Annotated in this window: 20 protein-coding genes; 6 read left to right on the forward strand and 14 right to left on the reverse strand. The window is 59.4% G+C overall.

What is annotated here, in order from left to right:
* The first annotated feature begins 116 nt into the window (after positions 1-116).
* Positions 117-1,067 carry a S66 peptidase family protein gene (locus PMI18_RS28535; RefSeq protein WP_007894399.1) on the forward strand — a complete coding sequence of 317 codons (951 nt, stop codon included), beginning with the start codon at positions 117-119 and terminating at the stop codon, positions 1,065-1,067.
* A gap of 102 nt (positions 1,068-1,169) precedes the next feature.
* Here PMI18_RS28535 and PMI18_RS28530 read toward each other — a convergent pair whose 3' ends face one another.
* Entirely contained in the window at positions 1,170-2,492 is a 1,323-nt protein-coding gene (locus tag PMI18_RS28530; protein ID WP_007894400.1) for a lytic murein transglycosylase, read from the reverse strand.
* A 261-nt stretch (positions 2,493-2,753) separates the two neighbouring features.
* Between PMI18_RS28530 and PMI18_RS30990 the strand changes: the two genes are divergently transcribed.
* Complete coding sequence (locus PMI18_RS30990) at positions 2,754-3,692, forward strand: hypothetical protein (protein WP_007894402.1); 939 nt, start codon at positions 2,754-2,756, stop codon at positions 3,690-3,692.
* Positions 3,693-3,700: 8 nt separating this feature from the next.
* Here PMI18_RS30990 and arfA read toward each other — a convergent pair whose 3' ends face one another.
* The 4 genes from arfA to leuS form a co-directional block, all read right to left on the reverse strand.
* Entirely contained in the window at positions 3,701-3,865 is a 165-nt protein-coding gene (gene arfA / locus PMI18_RS28520) for an alternative ribosome rescue factor ArfA (protein WP_003176285.1), read from the reverse strand.
* 189 nt (positions 3,866-4,054) lie between these two features.
* Complete coding sequence (gene holA / locus PMI18_RS28515) at positions 4,055-5,092, reverse strand: DNA polymerase III subunit delta (protein ID WP_007894408.1); 1,038 nt, start codon at positions 5,090-5,092, stop codon at positions 4,055-4,057.
* Between the two features lie 39 nt (positions 5,093-5,131).
* Positions 5,132-5,737 (reverse strand): LPS-assembly lipoprotein LptE, encoded by a 606-nt coding sequence (locus PMI18_RS28510; RefSeq protein WP_007894409.1) that lies wholly within the window; start codon positions 5,735-5,737, stop codon positions 5,132-5,134.
* Positions 5,738-5,826: 89 nt separating this feature from the next.
* Positions 5,827-8,433 (reverse strand): leucine--tRNA ligase, encoded by a 2,607-nt coding sequence (gene leuS / locus PMI18_RS28505; protein WP_007894410.1) that lies wholly within the window; start codon positions 8,431-8,433, stop codon positions 5,827-5,829.
* Positions 8,434-8,713: 280 nt separating this feature from the next.
* Between leuS and PMI18_RS28500 the strand changes: the two genes are divergently transcribed.
* Positions 8,714-9,034 carry a hypothetical protein gene (locus PMI18_RS28500; RefSeq protein WP_007894412.1) on the forward strand — a complete coding sequence of 107 codons (321 nt, stop codon included), beginning with the start codon at positions 8,714-8,716 and terminating at the stop codon, positions 9,032-9,034.
* Positions 9,035-9,140: 106 nt separating this feature from the next.
* Positions 9,141-9,920, forward strand: a complete 780-nt coding sequence (locus tag PMI18_RS28495; protein WP_007894414.1) for a YdcF family protein — start codon at positions 9,141-9,143, stop codon at positions 9,918-9,920.
* A gap of 118 nt (positions 9,921-10,038) precedes the next feature.
* Here the strand turns inward: PMI18_RS28495 and lnt are convergent, their stop codons facing one another.
* The 5 genes from lnt to miaB all read right to left on the reverse strand — a co-directional run bounded on the left by lnt (position 10,039) and on the right by miaB (position 15,431).
* Positions 10,039-11,562: an apolipoprotein N-acyltransferase gene (lnt, locus tag PMI18_RS28490; protein ID WP_007894416.1), complete on the reverse strand. Its 1,524-nt coding sequence runs from the start codon at positions 11,560-11,562 to the stop codon at positions 10,039-10,041.
* Positions 11,563-11,570: 8 nt separating this feature from the next.
* Complete coding sequence (locus PMI18_RS28485; RefSeq protein ID WP_007894419.1) at positions 11,571-12,410, reverse strand: HlyC/CorC family transporter; 840 nt, start codon at positions 12,408-12,410, stop codon at positions 11,571-11,573.
* 5 nt (positions 12,411-12,415) lie between these two features.
* Entirely contained in the window at positions 12,416-12,910 is a 495-nt protein-coding gene (ybeY, locus tag PMI18_RS28480; protein WP_007894420.1) for an rRNA maturation RNase YbeY, read from the reverse strand.
* Positions 12,903-13,919 carry a PhoH family protein gene (locus tag PMI18_RS28475; protein WP_007894421.1) on the reverse strand — a complete coding sequence of 339 codons (1,017 nt, stop codon included), beginning with the start codon at positions 13,917-13,919 and terminating at the stop codon, positions 12,903-12,905. Before PMI18_RS28475 ends, ybeY begins: the two co-directional genes overlap by 8 nt.
* Before the next feature lie 186 nt (positions 13,920-14,105).
* Positions 14,106-15,431, reverse strand: coding sequence for a tRNA (N6-isopentenyl adenosine(37)-C2)-methylthiotransferase MiaB (gene miaB, locus PMI18_RS28470; protein WP_033035603.1), 1,326 nt, complete (start codon positions 15,429-15,431; stop codon positions 14,106-14,108).
* Between the two features lie 134 nt (positions 15,432-15,565).
* Here miaB and PMI18_RS28465 point away from each other — a divergent pair, with 134 nt between their 5' ends.
* Entirely contained in the window at positions 15,566-15,895 is a 330-nt protein-coding gene (locus PMI18_RS28465) for a DUF1820 family protein (protein ID WP_007894425.1), read from the forward strand.
* Positions 15,896-16,007: 112 nt separating this feature from the next.
* On the opposite strand, the gene PMI18_RS28460 is transcribed toward PMI18_RS28465, so the two are convergent.
* From PMI18_RS28460 to PMI18_RS28445, 4 genes are all read right to left on the reverse strand, one after another.
* Complete coding sequence (locus PMI18_RS28460; RefSeq protein WP_007894427.1) at positions 16,008-16,562, reverse strand: tetratricopeptide repeat protein; 555 nt, start codon at positions 16,560-16,562, stop codon at positions 16,008-16,010.
* Between the two features lie 224 nt (positions 16,563-16,786).
* Positions 16,787-18,070, reverse strand: coding sequence for a glutamate-1-semialdehyde 2,1-aminomutase (gene hemL / locus PMI18_RS28455; protein ID WP_007894429.1), 1,284 nt, complete (start codon positions 18,068-18,070; stop codon positions 16,787-16,789).
* Between the two features lie 18 nt (positions 18,071-18,088).
* On the reverse strand, positions 18,089-18,712 hold the full coding sequence (gene thiE, locus PMI18_RS28450; protein WP_007894430.1) for a thiamine phosphate synthase: 624 nt from the start codon (positions 18,710-18,712) through the stop codon (positions 18,089-18,091).
* 18 nt (positions 18,713-18,730) lie between these two features.
* Positions 18,731-19,528, reverse strand: coding sequence for a hydroxymethylpyrimidine/phosphomethylpyrimidine kinase (locus PMI18_RS28445; protein WP_007894433.1), 798 nt, complete (start codon positions 19,526-19,528; stop codon positions 18,731-18,733).
* Positions 19,529-19,955: 427 nt separating this feature from the next.
* On the opposite strand from PMI18_RS28445, the gene PMI18_RS28440 reads away from it, so the two are divergent.
* Complete coding sequence (locus PMI18_RS28440) at positions 19,956-22,319, forward strand: hybrid sensor histidine kinase/response regulator (protein ID WP_007894436.1); 2,364 nt, start codon at positions 19,956-19,958, stop codon at positions 22,317-22,319.
* Positions 22,320-22,380: the final 61 nt, after the last annotated feature.

Below are 22,380 nucleotides of genomic sequence, written 5' to 3' on the forward strand. Positions count from 1 at the left end.
CGGTGCCCACACCCATTTCAGTCTTTTCCTGCAAACCGTGGGGCGACTGACCCTCTTCTGTTTATTCCCGTTCCTGACTACTGTGTGCTCAAACGTTCACACAGGGAGAATCATGGATGACTGCTCGACCGACCCACACCCTTTGTCCACATGCTCCCGTTCCGGCCTTGCCGCCTACAGGGCTGATCGGCGTGATCGCGCCCGCCGGGCCCGCAGCGCTGGACACCGATAAAGCCATCGGCTGGATGCGCGCTCGCGGCTATTCGCTGCGCGTGTTTCCCGGCGTTTATGAGCAAGAGGGTTATCTGGCCGGCAGTGATGATGTGCGGCTCAATGACTTGCATGGCGCATTCGCCGACAGCGAGGTCGATGCCATCATCTGTCTGCGCGGCGGTTACGGTACGCCGCGTTTGCTCGATCGCATCGATTTCGAATTACTGCGCAACAACGCCAAGCCGTTTATCGGCTACAGCGACGTCACTGCACTGCACTCGGCCATCAGTCGTTATGCCGGGTTCGTGACCTTCCATGGCCCGATGCTCAACGCTGACCTGCTGGGTGACAAGCAGCAACCCACCGAGTTCTCGTTTTTCAACATGCTGCGCGGGCAGGTGAAGGCGGGCAGTGTGCTTTCTCACCCGGTGGCCTGGCCGTTGACCACAATCGAGCCCGGCATCGCTCACGGGCGTTTGCTGGGGGGCAATCTGTCGATGATCGCCGCGACTATGGGCACGCCTTACGAGATTGATGCCGAGGGCGTCATCTTGTTCATCGAAGACATCAACGAGCCGCTGTATCGTATCGACCGGCTGCTGACGCATTTGCGTCTGGCCGGCACGCTGCACAAGCTGCGTGGGGTTCTGGTGGGGGATGTGGCAGGGGTTGATGCGATTGCGCTGGAAAAGTTGCTCAAGCAGACCTTTGCGCCGTTGCGCATCCCCGTGCTGGCCGGATGGCGTAGCGGGCATTGTGATCCGAATCTGACGCTGCCGATGGGGGCGCTAGTCAGGCTGGATGCGGGGGACAAGGCGTTGGTGTTGGAGCAGGATGTGGTGATCAAGCGGTAGTTCGTTAGCGCCTGATAGTCAGTCTTCGCGGGCAAGCCTCGCTCCTACGGAATTGTTGGGTCGTCATAAACCCTGTAGGAGCGAGGCTTGCCCGCGAAGCTTCTAGCGGCTGCGCAACCCTTCCAGCAACTTGTGCGTCGGATAACCATCCGCCGGCCAGCCAAACGATTGCTGCGCATTGCGGATCGCTTTGCGGGTATTGGCGCCGATAATCCCGTCGGCGGTCCCTGCGTCGTAGTTCTGGGCGCTCAGCAGGTTTTGCAGCTCGATTCGCTCGGTACGGCTCAGCGGCAAGTCATCTTTTGGCCATAGACCGCTGATCAAACCGCCACCATTGAAGCGCTCGGACAGCAGACTCACGGCCAAGGCGTAGGACGAAGAGTTGTTGTACTTGAGAATCGCGCGGAAGTTATCGAGGACCAGGAACGCCGGGCCGCGATAGCCTGCCGGCAACAACAGGGCGGCCGACAGGTGTTCGGAGCCTGCCGGAACCTGGCCGCCATTGGGCAGGGTTACCCCCAGTTGTCGCCACTCGGCCACGCTCTTGCGAATCGCGCCATCGGCCAGGACGTAATTGAAGCCGTTCGCCAGTTGTACTTCGAAGCCCCAGGGCTGACCTTTCTGCCAGCCGGAGCTTTGCAGGTAGTGCGCGGTCGAGGCCAATGCATCAGCAGAGCTGTTCCAGATGTCGCGGCGGCCATCACCGTCGAAGTCTACGGCGTGGGTGTTGTAGGTGGTCGGAATGAACTGGGTCTGGCCCATGGCGCCTGCCCAGGAGCCGAGCATTTTCTCGGGGGCGATATCGCCTTGTTGCAGGATTTGCAAGGCCGCGATCAGTTGCGCGTGAGCAAAGCCCGGACGTCGACCTTCATAAGCCAGGGTCGCCAGGGAGTTGATCACCGACTTGCTGCCCTGGAACTGACCAAAGTTACTTTCCATGCCCCACACCGCGACCAGAGCCTGACGGTCGACGCCGTAGCGCTGTTCGATGTTTTGCAGGATGTCGGCGTGTTCGCCGACAAGCGCCTGACCTTTGCGCACCCGTAGCGGCGACAGCGCGCCATCGAGGTACTCCCACACCGGGCGAGTAAATTCCGGTTGGCTGCGATCGGCACGGATCACGCTGTCGTCCACGCTGACATTGGCAAAAGCACGATCGAACAGGTCGGCGCGAATGCCGGCGGCGAGGGCGTCTTTACGGAAACCCGCCTGCCATTCGGCAAAGGTCTGGGTAGGCTGGATGTCGAGATTTTCACCGGTTGGAACCACCGGCGGAATGATCGCAGGGGCCGTCGCAACGGTGCGGGTCTGAAGCGGTTGGGCGTCGGCGGCGGTGGGTTTTTCCGCGCAGGCGACAAGCAGAACGAGGCTGGAGGCAGCTATCAGTTGGCGAAGGGGCCAACGACGGGAAAGACAAAGGGGCATGCACAGGTCCAGAGGATACGAATCAGGTGCAGACCTTAACATGCCTGTCGGATGAATCGGGCTATACCGGGATGGAATTTGAAGGACGCTGACCAGCCGGCTTGCCAAAGTAGCTCCATTGTTCTATTGGAATCAACTGTCATATATGACAGCTATCCGGACGATGGCCGAGCGTATCCAATGGGTGTGATCGACTGACTGGGTGGGCTTGAAGCTTGTTGGCTCCGCTCATATTGACCACGTGCTAATGAGGGCGTTGAAATGAAAAGCGTGCTGCTGATATTGGTTCTCGGGTTGTTGGCTGGCTGTTCGTCCCATCCTCCTGCGAGTACGGCCTCGCCACAGGATGGAGGCGTTGTTGCAAGTGCTAAAGAATCTATCGATGCCAGTTCGACGGGGCCGCAAGTGGCTGCGGAGTTGACTCGGCGCTATCGAGACACCCGAATTAATTGTGGAAAGGATTCGATGCCGGCTTTTTTATGTTCAGGCATTTTATTACGAGGCACAGCACTCGCTGCGGGATTTGATGTGTGGGATCCAAGTCCGACTGCGATCAGGACTGGAGGCACATCTTTTTCTTATGTCAGATCCGACTACAAAATGAAGCGCCTGGCCTTTACTTATAACAAGGGTCTTATCTTTTTTCCGATACTGAGCACACCCGCGGGCAAGGCAAATATTGAAGTGCTGTGTTTCTTTCCGGTGGATGGTACGTCAGATGCGCGCACCAATAATGGTTGTGGTGAAGTTCCAGGCTATCCAAGTAGCGTTGCCTGCAATTCGCAAAATATTCGCACCGGTGAGCAATGGGCTGCGAACTATCGTAAATATGCGTCTACGGGGCACCACTATCGCGCGGTATGCAGTTTTGACGTAAGAGATGCGGCTAACAATCTCTCCGGGCCGAACTTTTATCAAGGGATGATTGGGGGGCGTGCGATTTCGCCTACAACCTTTAATATCCCAAACGACGTAAAGCTTAAGACGTGGCAGGCGGGGCTGGCGAAGACATTACCGATTGAAGCGTTTTTTTATTACGTACGGGATGGCAAAACCGGATTGAAGGACGTTCAGGTCGATCAGCGTCGATTCAAGGTGTTGACTGGGGTTGCGATCCCGATCATCAAAGTCACCATGCCTGGAACGCTTGAAGAAAACACCACATTCGCTTACCAGGAGGCTGATCAAGCGGTCAACTGACGTTCATTTCAGGCCGCCAGAAAGTAAGAAGCCTCCCAGCTATTAGACTGGAAGGCTTCGCGGCGGTAGCTGCCTTTGCCCTTGCCGGCTCGTTCCTGACGGCTGCGGAACAGTGGCTGGGCGATGATGGATTTGGCCTTGTTGGGGCCATGTTTGGATGGCTTTTTGCTCATGATGATCTCTCGCAAGTAAGTGGGTTTTGCGGGGGGGAATGATCTGCCGAAGTAGGGATTCTGTCTAGTCCCTACATTGTGTAGGACCTTTCGGACGCCTTCGCGGGCAAGCCTCGCTCCTACAGGAATCACACACGATCTCTGTAGGAGCGAGGCTTGCCCGCGAAGGGCCGTTATGGGTCGAAAACATTACTCAGCGGGCAACGACAATCTCTGCCCGGCCATCAACAACGTCAACCGACTCAAACTCATCCACGGCGAACCCGCCGCCTGGCCTTTGATTTGCGCATCGATGCGCTGGGCTTCGAGCAGCAACTGGGCCCAGCGTTGTGCCGAATAGCGTTGCAGCGCTTTGCTCATCAACGGTTTGCGTTTGTCCCAGATTGGCGGTCGGGCCTGGCTGAAGGCTTTGTCCAGCGGCACGCCCTGGCTGTATTGCAGCGACAGGTTGGCCAGCAGACGCAGTTCCCGGGCCAGCGCCCAGAGAATCACCGGCGGTTCGACACCTTCGCCGCGCAACCCTTCGAGCATGCGCAGCGCGTGAGCAGCCTCGCCATTAAGAATCGCATCGGTCAGGCCGAAGACGTCAAAACGCGCACTGTCGGCCACTGCCGCTTGAACGGTTTCGACGGTGATCTGGCCACCCTCGGCCATCAGCTTGAGCTTTTCGATTTCCTGAGCGGCAGCCAGCAAGTTGCCTTCGACCCGAGCGGCGATCAGTTCGACAGCGTCCTGACTGGCTGAAAGCCCGGCCTGGGACAGTCGTTGGCGGATCCAGCTCGGCAACTGATTGGTGTCCACGGGCCAGATCTGCACGAACTGGGTTTGCGGACCTTCAATCAGCGCCTTGCCCCACTTGGTTTTCTGCGCGCTGCCGTCAAGCTTGGGCAGGCTGATCAGCAGCACCGTGTCTTCGGCCGGGCGCGAGCAATACTCAATGAATGCCGCGGCGCCTTTGTCTCCGGGTTTACCGGAGGGCAGACGCAGTTCCAGAAGACGTTTTTCGGCGAACAGCGACATGCTGGCGCCGGCCTGCAGCAGCGTACCCCAGTCGAAACTGGCGTCGGCGGCGAAGACCTGGCGTTCATCGAAACCTTGTTGGCGGGCAGCCGCGCGAATGGCGTCGGCGGCTTCCTGACACAGCAGTGGGTCATCGCCACTGATGACGTAGACCGGCGCGAGGGCGCCTTGCAGGTGTTTACCGAGTTGGGCGGGGGCGAGTTTCATAAGAAGAGGCGAACGGGGCGCCTGAGCGCCCCGTAAGGCTTATTGCTGCGGCAGTTCGACAGGCGACTGACGCGGCGTCTGCGCTTCAGCCTTTTGCGCTGCTTCCAATGCGTCGGCGTCAGCCTTGGCCCTGGCGTCAGCGGTCTGTTGCAGTTGTTCCAGCTGCGTTGGGGTCAGCTGTTGCAGGCGCAGCATCATGCGTTGAACCAGTTCACGACGCATTTCCTTGCGGGCATCGTTGGCTTCCTGGTCAGAACCCACCAGATTGTTGCCGTCATGGATGAAGACTTTCTGTACTTCGAGCTTGTCGCTCAGCAGTTGCAGGTTGCCCTGACCCCGGATGTCGTAGCTCAGCACCGTGGTCATCTGGTACTCGCCAGTACGACCGGCGCCTGCGTAACTGAGGATGCGCTGGCTTTCCTGCTCATCGGCCAGAAACAGCTTGTAAGGCGCGCCGCTGTAGACCTTGACGCCGCTGCTTTCCAGCACCTGACGCAGTTGCGTCACGGTTTCGCCGTAGGCGTTGCGGGCGCTCAGGTCGAGTTCCTTGATCGCCAGTTCAGTGGTGCCGGTGCCGCGCAGTTGGAAACCACAGGCGCTCAGCAGGACCGCAAGGCCCATCACCAGCAAATTGCGTTTGATCATCTTGTTGCTCCCCTTGAAACCATGTGGGCCGGTCAAGCGGCCCGAAAGGTTTTACTCGGCGCCAGGCATGACCTGGCGCCTGATCCAATTTAGCTGGCGACGATATTGACCAGTTTCCCGGGCACTACGATCACTTTGCGAATAGTCAGGCCATCGACGAAGCGCAGGACGTTTTCGTTGGCCCGTGCAGCCGCTTCGACTTCTTCGCGGCTGGCGCTGGCCGGCATTTCGATGTGGCCGCGCAGCTTGCCGTTGACTTGAATGACAAGCTGCAAGCTGTCCTGTACCAGGGCGCTTTCGTCCAGCACTGGCCAACCGGCATCGATTACCGGGTCAGCATGGCCCAGTCGATGCCACAGTTCGTGGCTGATGTGCGGGGTGATTGGTGCCAGCAGCAGGACTACGGTTTCCAGACCTTCGTGAATCAGTGCGCGATCCTGCTCGGTGTCTAGCGCGGCTTTTTCCAGCACGTTCATCAGCGTCATCACTTGGGCGATGGCGGTGTTGAATTTGTGGTTCTGGCCGACGTCGTGGCTGGCCTGCTTGATGGCCTGGTGGATCGAACGGCGAATGGCTTTCTGCTCGTCGTTCAGACTGGCGACGTCCAGTTTGCCCGGCAGGCCTTGAGTGACGTGCGCTTGAGCCAGGCGCCAGACGCGCTTGAGGAAGCGGTGCGAACCTTCTACGCCAGAGTCGGACCATTCCGCGCTCATGTCGGGTGGTGAGGCGAACATCATGAACAGGCGGCAGGTATCTGCGCCGAACTGGTCAATCATCGACTGTGGGTCGACGCCGTTGTTCTTCGACTTGGCCATCTTCTCGGTGCCACCGATTTCCACCGGCAGGCCGTCTGCGATCAGCTTGGCGCTAATTACTTTGGCTTTGCTGTCGCGTTCGAGTTCGACGTCCGCCGGATTGAACCAGGTGTAAGCACCGTTGGCTTCGCGACGATAGTAAGTCTCGGCAATCACCATGCCCTGGGTCAGCAGGTTCTTGAACGGCTCGTTGGAACTCACCAGGCCTTCGTCGCGCATCAACTTGTGGAAGAAGCGCGCGTAGAGCAGGTGAAGAATCGCGTGTTCGATACCGCCGATGTACTGATCAACCGGCAACCAATGGTCGGCTGCCGATTTTTCCACCAGGCCGCCTTCATAGTGCGGCGAGGCGTAACGGGCGTAGTACCACGAGGACTCGACGAAGGTGTCCATGGTGTCGGTTTCACGCTTGGCCGGTGCGCCGCATTTCGGGCAACTGCACTCGTAGAACTCAGGCATGCGCGCCAATGGCGAACCAGCACCGTCCGGTACGACGTCTTCCGGCAGCACGACTGGCAACTGATCTTCCGGGACCGGCACATCACCGCAGGTGTCGCAGTGGATGATCGGGATCGGGCAGCCCCAGTAGCGCTGACGGCTGATGCCCCAGTCGCGCAGGCGGAACTGGGTACGCGAGGCGCCGAGGTTTTTCTTGATCAGTGCGACTTCAATGGCGTCGAAGGCGCCTGCAAAGTCGAGGCCGTCGAATTCGCCAGAGTTGATCAGTGTGCCGTGCTCGCCGTACGCATCCTGCCAAGGGGCCGGGTTGGTGTCACCTACACTTGTGCGCACCACGGATTTGATTGGCAGGTTGTACTTGGTGGCGAACTCGAAATCACGCTCATCGTGCGCCGGAACGGCCATTACCGCGCCGTCGCCGTAGTGCATCAGTACATAGTTGGCGACCCACACCGGGAGTTTCTCACCGGTCAGCGGATGCTCGACGAACAGCGAGGTCGGCAGGCCTTTTTTCTCTTGAGTGGCGACGTCGGCTTCGGCGACGCTGCCGCCCTTGCATTCAGCGATGAACGCTTGCAGCTCTGGGTTGTTCTGCGCGGCCAGGGTCGCCAGATGGTGTTCGGCGGCCACGGCAACGTAGGTTGCGCCCATCAGGGTATCCGGACGGGTGGTGAAGACTTTCAACGCGCCGGTTTCACCGATGGAAGCGACGTTGTACGGGAACTGCACTTCCATGCCGCGGGACTTGCCGATCCAGTTGCGCTGCATGGTCTTGACCTGTTCAGGCCAACCCGTCAGTTCGTCGAGGCTCTCCAGCAGCTCATCCGCGTAAGCGGTGATCTTGAAGTAGTACATCGGGATTTCGCGCTTTTCGATCAGCGCGCCGGAACGCCAGCCGCGACCGTCGATCACCTGTTCGTTGGCCAGAACGGTCTGGTCGACCGGGTCCCAGTTCACGGTGCCGCTTTTTTTGTAAATCACGCCTTTTTCGAACAGGCGAGTGAACAGCCATTGTTCCCAGCGGTAGTAATCCGGCTTGCAGGTGGTCACTTCGCGCGACCAGTCCACTGCCAGGCCCAGGCTGCGCAGCTGGCTTTTCATGTAGGCGATGTTTTCGTAGGTCCACTTGGCGGGCGCTACGTTGTTCTTCATCGCGGCGTTTTCCGCCGGCATGCCGAAGGCGTCCCAACCCATGGGTTGCAGGACGTTCTTGCCTTGCATGCGCTGGTAGCGGGAGATCACGTCGCCGATGGTGTAGTTGCGCACGTGCCCCATGTGTAGCTTGCCGCTGGGGTAAGGGAACATCGACAGGCAGTAGAACGTCTCCTTGCCTGGCTGTTCACTGACTTCAAAGGACTTTTGCTCGTCCCAGAACGACTGGGCGGCGGCTTCGATTTCACGGGGCTGATATTGTTCGTGCATGGCTACTTTTGAACTGAATAGGGGTGGCCTAATCCTCTTCAATGCAACGCTGGACGGTGAGAGCGTCAAATCGACGTTTCGGTGCCCAGGCGAGCTGGAAGTGGAGTTACAGGAAGCGCCGTAGCATACATGACCGCACTCTACCGAGGGAAACCCTGATTACACGCAAGGACGCGGCCAATACCCGCCCCGAGGGCCGTTGGTCGCGGCATTCAGCCGGTTTTTTCAGCGAGGCTAAGCTCTAAAAGGGGAGTGAGTCTTATCTTCAATGAGGTGATGGATGGTTGAGTCACGGCAAAAAGCTACAAAACCGGAGCTGTACGAAAGACTGATAGACCGTCTCGCAATGGCCCTGGATGTGGCCAAAACCGCCGGTCGGCTTCGCGATGAGCGTCCCCTGGAGCTGGAACTGCGTGGTTTGAGCCCCGCAGAGTTTGAACTGGTCAAGGCCTATCTGGACCGTAGTGAACGTGAGACGCATGGATGCTTGTCAGCAGCAATGAAGCAACTCGAGGCACCACGTTCGGCCAATATCATCTGGCTCAAGGATAAGGCACCCGGCAAAGGCGCGGTAAAGGTCCGGTCTTTGCAATTCAAGTAAGAGCAATTGAAGCCGTTGGATATGCTTTTTTGAAGCCAAGTCCTTCCGCATTTGTTGTCACATTGCGTCAATCCACCTAGGCTTCGGGCATCTATGGAGATGCCCGATGCCTTTTCGTTATTTCATTAAACAACTTCTACTGCCGCCCGGCATTTTATTGCTGCTGCTGGTGCTTGCCTGGTGGTGGCGCCGCTCAAGGCCGAAACTGGCGGGGTTGTGTTTCGTCCTCGGCGTAGGCAGCTTCTGGTTGATGAGCCTGCCAGTGATGGTGGAGTGGAGTGCCAAGGCCCTGGAACGCGATCCGCCGCTGGCGCGCGAGGAATGGGCAACCTTGGGCCGACGGGCGGACGCGATCGTGGTGCTGGGTTCAGGGCGTGAGCGTGGCGACCCGGCGTGGGGGGGTGACCAACCGACCGGTGTAGGCTTGGAGCGCGAGCGCTATGCCGCGCGCCTGGCCAAGGCATCGGGCTTGCCGATTCTGACCAGTGGTGGCCTGCATTACGGCTCGCCACCGACCGAAGCGAAGCTGATGGCGGACTCATTGCTCGATGATTTTGGTGTGACGGTGCGCTGGCAGGAAGGGCGCAGCCGCACGACCTGGGAAAATGCGCAATTCAGCGCCCAGGTATTGTTGCCGGAGGGGATCAAGCGGGTGGTGGTCGTGACTCAGGCCTGGCACATGCCGCGAGCGGTCTGGAGTTTCCAGCAGGCGGGATTTGAGGTAGTGCCCGCGCCAGTGGGGTTTTTAGGCGTGGACAATGCCCGGCCGCTGGGCGGCTGGATGCCGGAATTCAAATCGATCTGGCAGAGCGGGCAGTTGATGAATGAGGCGGTGGGGCAGATTGGGTATTCGTTGTTTTATCGAGGCGATGTCGACCCTGATTGATATTGTGCCTGTGAAGCCGTCTTCGCGAGCAAGCGCGCTCCCACAGTAAATCTGCGGTGAACACAGCATGTGTGAGCACTTGAGATCAAATGTGTCAAGCGGGCTTGCCCGCGAAGCTTTAAACGGTTTTCGCCATCCGGTTGGCCACTAATGCCCATCCAAACAACAACACGCAACTGATGATCAACGGCCACGAACGCCATTCCAGGTAGGGCGTCAGGTTGTGCATCGGCACCACTTCGCCATACAGAATGCCTTGTTCGAACTGCGGGATCTGCGCAGTGATCTGGCCAAACGGGTTGATCAGTCCGGTCACGCCGTTGTTGGTGGCGCGGATCATCCAGCGGCCAGCTTCAAGTGCGCGCATCTGTGCCATCTGCAAATGTTGCAGCGGGCCGATCGAGGTGCCGAACCAGGTGTCGTTGCTGATGGTCAGCAGCAAATCGCTGCGGGCGGCGAGGCCGGCGGCGAATTCCGGGTAGACCACTTCGTAGCAGATGAACGGCGCAATCTGATAGCCCTTGGCTTGCAGCAGCGCTTGATCGGCCGGCCCTCGGGCAAAGTCGGACATCGGCAGGTCGAAGAAAGCGATCAGGCCGCGCAAGACTTCCTGCAATGGAACGTATTCGCCGAACGGCACCAGTTTTTGCTTCAGGTAAGTGCCATCGCCTTCACCGACGACGGTAATGCCGTTGAAATAGCGCTTCTCGTGATGGAGTTCCTGGCGAATCGGCACGCCGGTGATCAGCGCGGATTTACGCTCGGCGGCGAAGCTTCCCATCATGCTCAGGTAGCCCTCGGCGGACTCCTTGAGCACCGGGACTGCGGTTTCCGGCCAGATCAGCAGGTCGACGCGTTTGGAACTGAAACTCATATCGCGGTACAGCGCCAGCTGCGCATTGAGCTGCGACGGATCCCACTTCATGCTTTGTTCGATGTTGCCCTGAAGCGCAGCAACGCTCAGTGGTGCGCCCGCCGGGCTGGTCCAGGCATGTTCCTTGAGCGCCATGCCGGCCACCCATGGGCCAGCCAGCAGCAACACGCCGACAGCGATGAAGCCTTTACGGCCAGTGCGCACCAGTCGCATAGCGTTGTAGATCAGCGCAGCCGTCAGGGCCAGGGTGAAGGAAATCAGCCACATTCCGCCGACCGGCGCGAGCCCGGCCAGTGGGCCATCGAGCTGGCTATAGCCGGAATAGAGCCATGGGAAGCCGGTAAGGAACCAGCCGCGAAAGGCTTCCTGACCCACCCACAACGCCGCAAATGCCAAGGCATCGGCCAGTGGCGCTTCGTTACGGCGCAGCCAGCGCGCCCAAATCCAGGCGGGCAAAGCGAAGAACCAGGCGATCGCCGCAGTAAAGGCAAGCATCAACAACCCGGCCAACAGCACCGAAGCGCCGCCGAAGTTGTGAATGCTGTAGTAGATCCAACTGGTGCCTGCGGCAAACAGGCCGAAACCGAAACACCAGCCACGGCCCAGGGCCTGACGGGGGCTCAGTTCGCGCAAACCGGCGTAAAAGAAACCGACCGCCAGCAAGGCCAGCGGCCAGATATCGAACGGCGCCAGGGCCAGAGTGGTGAGTGCACCGGCCGCCACGGCCAGCAGGTTACCGGGCCAGCCGGGGCGGGTTACGCGGAGCATGTCAATCCTTAACGGGCAATAGGTGTCAGACGCAGCAAGTGAATCCGACGGCTGTCGGCGTTCAGGATGCGGAAGCGATAGGCGCCGATTTCAGTGATTTCGTTGCGTTTTGGCAAGTGCCCGAACGCGCTCATCACCAAGCCACCGACGGTGTCGAATTCATCGTCGGAGAATTCGCTGTCGAAGAACTCGTTGAAGTTATCGATCGGCGTCAGGGCCTTGATCAGGAAGTCACCGCTGGGCAGCGGCTTGATGTAGCTGTCTTCTTCGACGTCGTGCTCGTCTTCGATGTCGCCGACAATCTGTTCCAGCACGTCTTCGATGGTCACCAGACCGGCCACGCCGCCGTATTCGTCAATGACGATGGCCATGTGGTTATGGTTGGCGCGGAACTCACGCAGCAGCACATTCAGGCGCTTGGACTCGGGCACGAACGTGGCCGGGCGCAGCAGGTCCTTGATGTTGAAGCTGTCGCCGTTTTCCTTGAGGATCAACGGCAGCAAGTCCTTGGCCAGCAACACGCCCATCACGTCATCGTGGCTTTCGCCGATCACCGGGTAGCGGGAGTGGGCCGAGTCGACCACGGCGGGCAGGAACTCGCGGGGTGTCTGGGTCGCCTTGATGCTGATCATCTGCGAGCGCGGGACCATGATGTCCCGTACTTGCAGGTCTGCAACCTGGATGGCGCCTTCGACGATGGCCAGCGCTTCGCTGTCCAGCAACTTGTTTTGATGGGCATCGCGCAGCAGCTCCAGCAGCTCCTGGCGGTTTTTCGGCTCGTGGGCAAAAGCCTGGGTGAGCTTACCCAGCCATGACTTCTGCCCGTTGCTCGATCGATCTTCGCTCATAGCGATTACTCTGAATCCTTTGTTGTTACGATTGGGGATGTGTCTGTTTCGTCGTCCGCATAAGGGTCTGGATGACCCAACTCTGCAAGCAACGTTCGTTCCAGTGCTTCCATTTCTTCGGCTTCGTCATCATCTATATGGTCGTAACCAAGCAGATGCAAGCAGCCGTGAATGACCAGATGCGCCCAGTGGGCCTTTAATTCCTTGCCTTGTTCCGCCGCTTCGCGCTCCACCACTGCTACGCAGATCACCAGATCGCCGAGCAAGGGAATGTCGAGAAACTCATCGGGGACATCGGCCGGGAATGACAAAACGTTGGTGGCGTAGTCTTTCTGCCGCCAGGTGAAGTTCAATTCGCGGGCTTCCTCTTCGTCGACCAAACGGATGGTCATTTCGGAGTCGGCAGTACGCTGGCGCAGGGCCAGTTCGCACCATTGACGGAATTGGGCTTCACTCGGGGCAGACGCTTCGGTAGCCAGTTGCAGATCAAGCTCAAGCATCGGGGCGAGTGTCCTTGGAAGGGAGCTTCGCCGGTTCGTCGGCCGCGCGATTTTCGAAGCGCTCGTAGGCTTCGACGATGCGCTGCACCAGCGGATGGCGCACCACGTCCTTGGGCATGAAATGGGTAAAACTGATACCCGGTACGTCTTTCAATACTTCGATCACATGGTGCAGCCCGGACTTGGTGCCTTTCGGCAGGTCGACCTGGGTGATGTCACCGGTGATGACGGCAGTGGAGCCGAAACCGATCCGGGTCAGGAACATCTTCATCTGCTCGACGGTGGTGTTCTGGCTTTCGTCGAGGATGATGAAACTGTTGTTCAGCGTACGACCGCGCATGTAAGCCAGCGGCGCGACTTCGATCACTTGACGCTCGATCAGCTTGGCCACGTATTCGAAGCCGAGCATTTCGTAGAGCGCGTCGTAGAGCGGGCGCAGGTACGGATCGATCTTTTGCGACAGGTCACCCGGCAGGAAGCCGAGCTTTTCGCCCGCTTCAACCGCCGGACGGACCAGCAGAATACGGCGAATCTGCTCGCGTTCCAGCGCGTCTACCGCGCAGGCAACGGCCAGATAGGTCTTGCCGGTACCGGCCGGGCCGATGCCGAAGTTGATGTCATTACCGAGGATTTCCTTCACATAGCGCACCTGATTCAAGCCGCGAGGGCGAATCATGCCTTTCTTGGTGCGCAAGGCGACGGACGGTTCGGCGGGGGAGTGGTTGTCCAGTTCCTCGACGGCCGATTCCTGCAGGAACAGGTGAACCATGTCCGGCGACAGCTCGGTACCTTTGGTTTCCCGGTACAAGCGGCGCAGCAGGTTTTCCGCGGAGGTGGTGTGCTTGGGCTCGCCGATCAGTTCGAACTGGTTTCCGCGGTTGCGGATCTCGATCGCGAGGCGCTGTTCAATCAAGCGCAGATGCTCGTCGAATTGCCCGCACAGATTGGCGAAGCGGCGAGCTTCAAAAGGCTCGAGGATGAAACGATGTGGTTCTATGGGTGCGTTCAAGGTCGTATTTAGCCGCCCTGGGGCAATTATGATGAATAAAGGATAGCGCCAGTCGCCTGGGTACGAAAGCTCTTATACGGACCAATGTTGAACACCGTCCTTGTAGGAGCGAGGCTTGCCCGCGAAGAACGATAACGCGGTCCGTCAGACAGACCGCGGTGCGGCCTTCGCGGGCAAGCCTCGCTCCTACAACAGTGAGCCCCGCAGCGAGTGCGGTTGCGCGGCATCGATGTGCACGTCGGCGAACTGGCCGATCAGGGTCGGATTGTCGCAGCGGAAGTTGACGATACGATTATTCTCGGTCCGGCCTTGCAGTTCACCGGGGTCTTTTTTCGAATAATCGGTTACCAGAATCCGCTGAATGGAGCCCACCATTTGTCGGCTGATCTCGAAACCTTGCTGGTTGAGACGATGTTGCAGGGCGTTCAAACGTTCTTTTTTCAGTTCTTCCGGCGTTTCGTCGGCCAGATCGGCGGCTGGCGTGCCCGGGCGCTGGCTATAGACGAACGAGTAGGAAAAGTCGAAACCGACGTCTTCGATCAGCTTCATGGTTTGTTCGAAGTCTTTCTCGGTCTCGCCCGGGAAGCCGACGATAAAGTCAGAACTGATGCAGATTCCCGGCACGGCGGCCCGCAACTTGCGCAGTTTGGATTTGTACTCCAGCGCGGTGTGGTTGCGCTTCATCGCCGCGAGAATCCGGTCGGAACCCGATTGCACCGGCAAATGCAGGTGTTTCACCAGTTCCGGCACGTCGGCGTGGGCCTGGATCAGGCTGTCGGAGAACTCCAGTGGGTGCGAGGTGGTGTAGCGGATCCGGTCAATGCCATCGACAGCGGCCACTACGCGGATCAATTCCGCCAGATCGGCCAGGCGACCATCGTGAGTGGTACCGCGATAACCGTTGACGTTCTGTCCCAGCAAGGTCACTTCGCGCACGCCGTTTTCGGCCAGGTGAATGATCTCGGCAATCACGTCGTCGAACGGTCGGCTGACTTCTTCACCGCGGGTATAAGGCACTACACAGAACGTGCAGTACTTGCTGCAGCCTTCCATCACCGACACGTAAGCGCTCGGCCCGTCGATGCGGGGCTCGGGCAAATGGTCGAACTTTTCGATTTCCGGGAACGAGACGTCGACTTGCGGCAGCTTGGTAGCGCGCGCGGCGTCGATCATTTCCGGCAGGCGGTGCAGGGTCTGTGGGCCGAATACCACGTCCACGTACGGAGCGCGGTCACGAATGGCCGCGCCTTCCTGGCTGGCCACGCAGCCGCCGACGGCGATGACCATTTCCGGGTTAGCCAGTTTCAATTCGCGCCAGCGACCCAGTTGGGAATACACCCGGTCCTGGGCACGTTCGCGGATCGAGCAGGTGTTGAGCAGGATCACGTCGGCGTCTTCAGCGCGAGCGGTAACTTCCAGGGCCTGATGTTCACCCAGCAGATCGACCATGCGCGAGCTGTCGTACTCGTTCATCTGGCAACCGTGGGTTTCGATGTAAAGCTTCTTGGCCATGGATAGAGTCATCACGTGATTCAAAGAACCGCGCATTATAGGGAACATGCACCAAGGTTCCTACCGTTGCGCGTCCGGCGGCTATGCTATAGTTCGCGCCCTCATTTTTATCCCCGATGTGTTACCCGCCCGCCATGACCAAACGTGAAGCTCCAATCTACAAGGTGATTTTCCTCAATCAGGGCCAGGTGTACGAAATGTATGCCAAGCAGATCTATCAAAGTGATCTGTGGGGCTTCCTGGAAGTGGAAGAGTTCGTCTTTGGCGAGCGCACGCAAGTGGTCGTCGATCCGAGCGAAGAGAAGCTCAAGGCTCAGTTCGAAGGCGTTGTGCGCAGTTTTGTGCCGATGCATTCGATCGTGCGCATCGACGAGGTCGAGCGCCTGGGCACCCCGAAAATCAGCGAAGCCCGTGGCGCGGTCGGCAATGTCATGCCGTTTCCGATGCCGATGCCTGAGAAGTAGTTTTCGAGACCGGGTCGCCCCCTTCGCGGGCAAGCCTCGCTCCTACAGGCCAGCGCTGCCCTTGTAGGAGCGAGGCTTGCCCGCGAAGAGGCCAGAAAGACCAACGCAGAATTCAAGGCAGTGGCGAAAACGGCGTACGCCCATCGGCGCTCTGCAATTCCATCAGGTATTTACGGAAAATTTGCCCCAGCACCTGGGTAGCGACTTCCAGATCTTCGCGGGGCATTTTTTCGGCGACTTCGTCGGCGGTGTCCAGCGCCTCTTCGGCACCGTTGACCGCGGCCATTTTCAGCACGATATATGCCTGAACATTATTGGCCGGTACGCCTTCGCCATGGAAGAACATGGTGCCAAGTTTGAATTGCGCCTGGGCGTGGCCTTGCAGCGAGGCCTTTTCGAAGTAGCTCAGGGCTTTATTGAGGTCGCGTGGCGCGTTTTTGCCGTCGTAGTAGAACTCACCCAACTCGTATTGCGCTTGCGCATCCCCTTCATCCGACGCTTTCTGACAGGCGGCGAGCGCTTGCGTCAGGTCTTGCGGCTGAGTATTGAGGGTGCAGCGACCCATCGCCGGGATCAACAACGAGTTGCCGCCTGCTTGTGCGAGCGCGAGCAGGGGCTGAAGGAGCAACAGGCAGCCCAATGCAAGGGTGCGGCCGGTGCGGTTCATGGGAATCGACTTACCTCTGAGGGGCGCGTGGACCCATCGAGGGATCCAATAAGCGCGCATTATGAAATAAGCAGGGCCAACCTTACAAAGTCTTTACTCGTTTTTCTGCTGCACGGGGAATATATCGCCCACTTTGCGGGGGATTATTGGCAGATGAGTAGGAAAAAGGGCGCGAATGTAGGTAAAAGCTGACGCTGGCAATCGCCAACGTCAGCGTTACCGCTTTATTTCAGTGCGGCGAATGCACGTTCGGCGGCGTCCAGTGTCAGTTTCAACTCGGTTTCGCCGTGGGCGATCGAGGTGAAACCGGCTTCGAAGGCGCTTGGCGCCAGGTACACGCCGCCTTCCAGCATCAGGTGGAAGAAACGCCCGAACAGGCCGGCATCACTGGCCATCACGTCATCGAAGGTCACGATGTCGTCGGCGCCGCTGAAGTACAGACCGAACATGCCGCCCGCCTGAGTGGTCACGAACGGAATACCGGCGGCGTCGGCGCGCTGCTGCAGGCCATCGAGCAGGCGGCTGGTGTAGTCGCTCAGCTCGGCGTGGAAACCAGGACGACTGATCAGGCGCAGCGTGGTCAGGCCCGCCGCCATCGCCAGTGGGTTACCCGACAATGTGCCGGCCTGGTAGACCGGCCCCAGTGGTGCGATCTGCTCCATGATCTTGCGTTTGCCACCGAAGCAGCCAACCGGCATGCCGCCACCGATGATCTTGCCGAAGGTGCTCAGGTCCGGCGTTACGCCGTAATGGGCTTGGGCGCCACCGAGCGCGACACGGAAACCGGTCATCACTTCGTCGAAAATCAGCACCACGCCGTGCTTGTCGCACAGGGTCCGCAGGCCTTCGAGGAAGCCCGGTGCCGGCGGTACGCAGTTCATGTTGCCGGCCACTGGCTCGACAATGATGCAGGCCACGTCCTGGCCGACTTCGGCGAGCATGGTTGCTACCGCGTCGATGTCGTTGAACGGCAGGGTCAGCGTGTGTTTGGCGAACGCCGCCGGTACACCGGCCGAGCTCGGCACGCCTTGGGTCAGGGCGCCCGAACCGGCCTTGACCAGCAGGCTGTCGGAGTGGCCGTGGTAGCAGCCTTCGAACTTGATGATGCTGTCACGGCCGGTGAAACCACGGGCCAGACGGATGGCGCTCATCGTCGCTTCGGTGCCGGAGCTGACCATGCGCACCATCTCCATCGACGGTACGATCGAGCAGACCAGATCGGCCATTTCGGTTTCCATCGCGGTCGGGGCGCCGTAGGACAGGCCGTGTTCCAGCTGTTTGCGCACCGCGTCCAGCACGTCCGGATGGCTGTGGCCGAGAATCATCGGCCCCCAGGAACCGACGTAATCCACATAACGCTTGTCGTCTTCGTCGGTGACGTAGGCGCCTTCGGCGTGTTTGAAGAACAACGGCGTGCCGCCAACACTCTTGAACGCACGAACAGGCGAGTTCACGCCTCCGGGAATGTGTTTTTGGGCATTGGCAAACAGGGTTTCGGAACGAGACATGATCGGGCTCTCAAAAAATCAGGATTTGAACAATTCGTTAAAGGCGCGGGCACGGCGTGTCACTTCAGCCGTGCTCTCGGCGCCAAACAGACCATGCACCACCGCCAGCAAGTCGACCCCGTGGGCCACCAGCGGCGCAGCGTTGTCCAGCGTGATGCCGCCGATCGCGCAGATAGGCAGATGCAATTTGCTGCGGGCCTGATCAAGCAGTTCGAGGCCGCAGGCCGGTGCGCCGGGTTTGGTATTGGAATTGAAGAAGCGGCCGAAGGCGACGTAGCTGGCGCCTTCTTTGGCGGCTTGTTCGGCGAGTTCGAGTTGCGCGTGGCAGGTCGAACCGATGATCGCCTGACGACCGAGCAGTGCCCGAACCGGCATCAGTGGGCCATCGGTCTGGCCCAGATGCACGCCGACGTTCAGGCGCGCGGCCAGTTCGGCGTCATCGTTGATGATCAGATGAGTCTTGTAGCGTTCGCACAAATCGCGCAGGGCTTCGGCCTCGCGCAGGCGGCGGGCCTCATCGCTGCTCTTGTCACGGTATTGCAGCAGGGTGACGCCGCCCTCGAGCGCCGCCTCCACGTACGAAAGAAATTTACCGGCCAGTAACTGGCTGTCGGTAATGGCGTACAGGCCACGTAGTTTCATCGGACAAGCCTCATGGCGTTACGAACAGAAGTCCAGTGGCAAGCGGCGCGGTACGAACTGGCCTTTGCCCAGTTGCTCCGCATCACGCAAGGTGCGCCAAGTGTAGTCAAGCGCGCTCTTTACGGCACTGGCGAGGTGTTCGCCCTGGGCCAGGCGACCGGCGAGGGCGCTGGCTAGCGTGCAACCGGAACCGTGATAACTGCCGGGCAGGCGCTGGCAGGTAAAGGTTTCGCGGCGACCGTCGCGGCTGTACAGGCGATTGTGTATTTCGTGTTCGTCGCCATGACCGCCGGTGATCAGCAGGTGTTTGACGAATGGCAGAAGTTTTTCAGCGCACTCGTCCGCGGTGCCTTCGGGCAGTTCGGCGAGAATGCGAGCTTCGGGAAGGTTGGGGGTGGCAATGATCGACAGCGGCAACAGGCGTTCGCGCATGGCGTAGCCGACTTCGTCCTTGCCCAGTCGTCCACCGCCGCCGGCACGCAGCACCGGGTCGCAGACCACCGGCAAATGCGGGTGCGCTGAAAGCAGTTCGACCACGGTGTCGACCATTTCCAGGGAACCGAGCATGCCCAGTTTGACGGCGGCGACTTCGGAGTCATTGAGCACGGCGTTGGCCTGGGCCAACACCCACTCGCGATCGAGAACGCGGAAGTCAGTGACGTTGACCGTGTCTTGCACAGTCAGGGCGGTGACGGCCGGAGCCGCATGACAACCCTGGGCGAGCAGGGCTTCGATATCTGCCTGCAAGCCGGCGCCACCACTAGGGTCGTGGCCGGAGAGACAGAGGACAACGGGGCGAGAGCTGTAGGTATTCATGGTGCGCGAGCTTACCACCAAACATGTTTTTCGGGTGTTGCGACGTCCAGTCCGGTCGATACATTGTGGCGAGGGAGCTTGCTCCCGTTCGGCTGCGAAGCAGTCGTAAACCTGCCGACGCGGTGTTCCAGACAGAAGGCAAAGGGGGCGCTTCGCACTCCAACGGGGGCAAGCCCCCTCGCCACAAGTAATCGCTACGCGCTGAGGCATTGTCGCAACCTGACCAAGCCAACAGCTCTAACTCAATGTATAGAGCTGGAACGCTTGTTCTAGAGCCTTTGTAGGAAAAATTTCAATGGTGCTCAATGGCCAGCAACGGCTATGCTAGAGTGGATCCAAACCAATAACAGGTAATACCGGTTTTACGTCTACTCAAAAGGAATGGGGGGCTTCCTGACAGAACCGGACAGGCTACGCTGGGGCTTAAATGCGCTATTTGCTGATGTTGCTGTTGTGCTTGCCCCTCCTGGCGAGCGCCGTCGAATTCGACGAGTTCACCCAGAGCCTTCCCCTGGGCCGAACGATGCAGGTTTATGAAGACACGGGCGGTCAGGCGAGCATCGCCGATGTCCGTGCGCAAGCGGCGGCCGGGCACTTCAAGCCCCACGATAAAGCCACCCTCAACGCCGGTTATTCGCGTTCGGCGTTCTGGCTGAAAATCGACCTGCAATACCGCCCGACCAACCCGTCGGCACAACGGACCTGGTTGCTGGAACTGGCTTATCCGCCCCTCGATCACCTTGATCTGTACTTGCCCGATGCTGGCGGTGACTATCAATTGGTGCGACAGACCGGCGATGCGCTGCCGTTCGCCACTCGCCAGATCCGCCAGCACAACTATCTGTTCGATCTGAACTTTACGCCTGAGCAGGCGCAAACGGTGTACCTGCGCCTGCAAAGCCAAGGGTCGGTTCAGGCGCCTGTCACCTTGTGGTCGAGCACCGCTTACCTCGAAGAGCAGCCGGTCCGGCTCTATGTGCTGGGGCTGATTTACGGTGTGTTGCTGGGGATGCTGGTCTACAACCTGTTCATCTTTCTCAGCGTGCGCGACACCAGCTACCTCTATTACATCGTCTATATCGCCTCGTTCGGCTTGTATCAGCTGTCGGTGAATGGTGCGGCCGTGGAGTATTTCTGGCCGAACAATCCCTGGTGGGCGAACGCCGCGACGCCGTTCTTCATTGGCTGTTCAGGATTGTTCGGCAGCCAGTTCGCCCGCAGCTTCTTGCAGACGGCCACCCACAGTCGCTGGCTTGACCGATTGTTGCTGGCGTTGATTGCGTTCAGTGCGCTGGTGGTTGGGTTGTCATTGATGACCAGTTACGCCTTGGCCCTGCGCCTGGCGACGTTGCTGGCGCTGGTCTTTACCGTGGTGATTTTCGCCGCTGGGATTTTCGCCTGGTGGCGCGGCCTGCGGGTCGCGCGGTATTTCATCATTGCCTGGTCGGCATTCCTGCTCGGTGGCGTCATTAACACGATGATGGTGTTGGGTTATTTGCCCAACGTATTCCTGACCATGTACGCCAGCCAGATCGGCTCGGCGATCGAAGTGGCGCTGCTGTCCCTAGCGCTGGCCGATCGCATTAACGCCATGCGTGAGCAACAGGCACAGACGTTGTTCGATGCCGGGCAAAAGCTCGAAGTACTGAACCAGCAACTGGCTCACAGTAACAAGCTCAAGGATGAATTCCTCGCCACCCTGACCCACGAACTGCGCACGCCCATGAATGGTGTGATCGGTTCGCTGGAGCTGATGCAGACCGTCGAGATGAACCCGGAACTGGAGCAATATCAGCAAACGGCTGCAGGTTCGGCGCGGGACATGATGCGCATGGTCAACGGCATCCTCACCCTGACCGAATTGCAGGCCGGCAAGCTCAAGGTCTATCCGGACACGTTCAGTTTGCGCGGTGTGGTCGAGGCCTTGCGCGTGCAGTTCGATGGCAATGCGTCGAGCAAGTCGCTGGACTTCAAGGTCGAGGTGACATCCGGGCTGCCGGATCGTTTGTACGGCGATAGCGACAAGTTGGCGCAATGCCTGGAGTGCCTGCTGGACAACGCAATCAAATTCACCCGGGTCGGCGGATTGGCGCTGCGGGTGACGGGCAAACCGGTGGCGCCCGATCGGCTGGCGTTGTCCTTTGCGGTGATCGATACCGGCATTGGCTTCACCGATTTGGATGAGGCAACGCTGTATCAACGCTTTTTTCAGGTCGACGGCTCGATGACCCGTGAATACGGTGGCTTGGGTGTTGGCCTGGCCATTTGTCGGCAACTGGTCGAATTGCTCGGCGGGCGCCTCAGCCATCGCTCGGAACCGGGTCGCGGCAGTCGCTTTCAACTGGACGTCGAGTTCGAGCTGCCGTTGCCGGTGGTGGAATCTGCGCCCGCAATCCCCCGGCAAACCACCCGCTTGCGTTTACCTCAGGACTGCACGGTGTTGCTGGTTGATGACAACAGCGTCAATCAACTGGTGATGCGTGGCATGTTGCTCAAGCTTGGATTCCGGGTGCGCACCGCCGACAGCGGCGTCGCCGCGCTCGATCACTTGCAGTGTGAAGCCGTTGACGCTGTGCTGCTCGATTGTCAGCTTCCGCCACTGGACGGTGTCTCGATCTGCTGCCGAATCCGCGCCTTGTCAGGTTGCGCCGAATTACCCGTGTTCATGATTGCCCTGAGTGCGGAGCGGGCCTATTGCCCGAGCGACACCTTGGTCGATTACCTGAGCAAACCGGTGAAATTCGAAGATTTGCAGGCGGCGCTCTATCGGCGGGTGCTCTGTCCAGGGTAAGGCGAAAGCGCCGACAGTTAGGCAGATATGCCACTTTGTTCAACCTCGGGGTGGTGCTTAA

Source organism: Pseudomonas sp. GM102 (genome assembly GCF_000282555.1).
Classification (GTDB): Bacteria; Pseudomonadota; Gammaproteobacteria; order Pseudomonadales; family Pseudomonadaceae; genus Aquipseudomonas.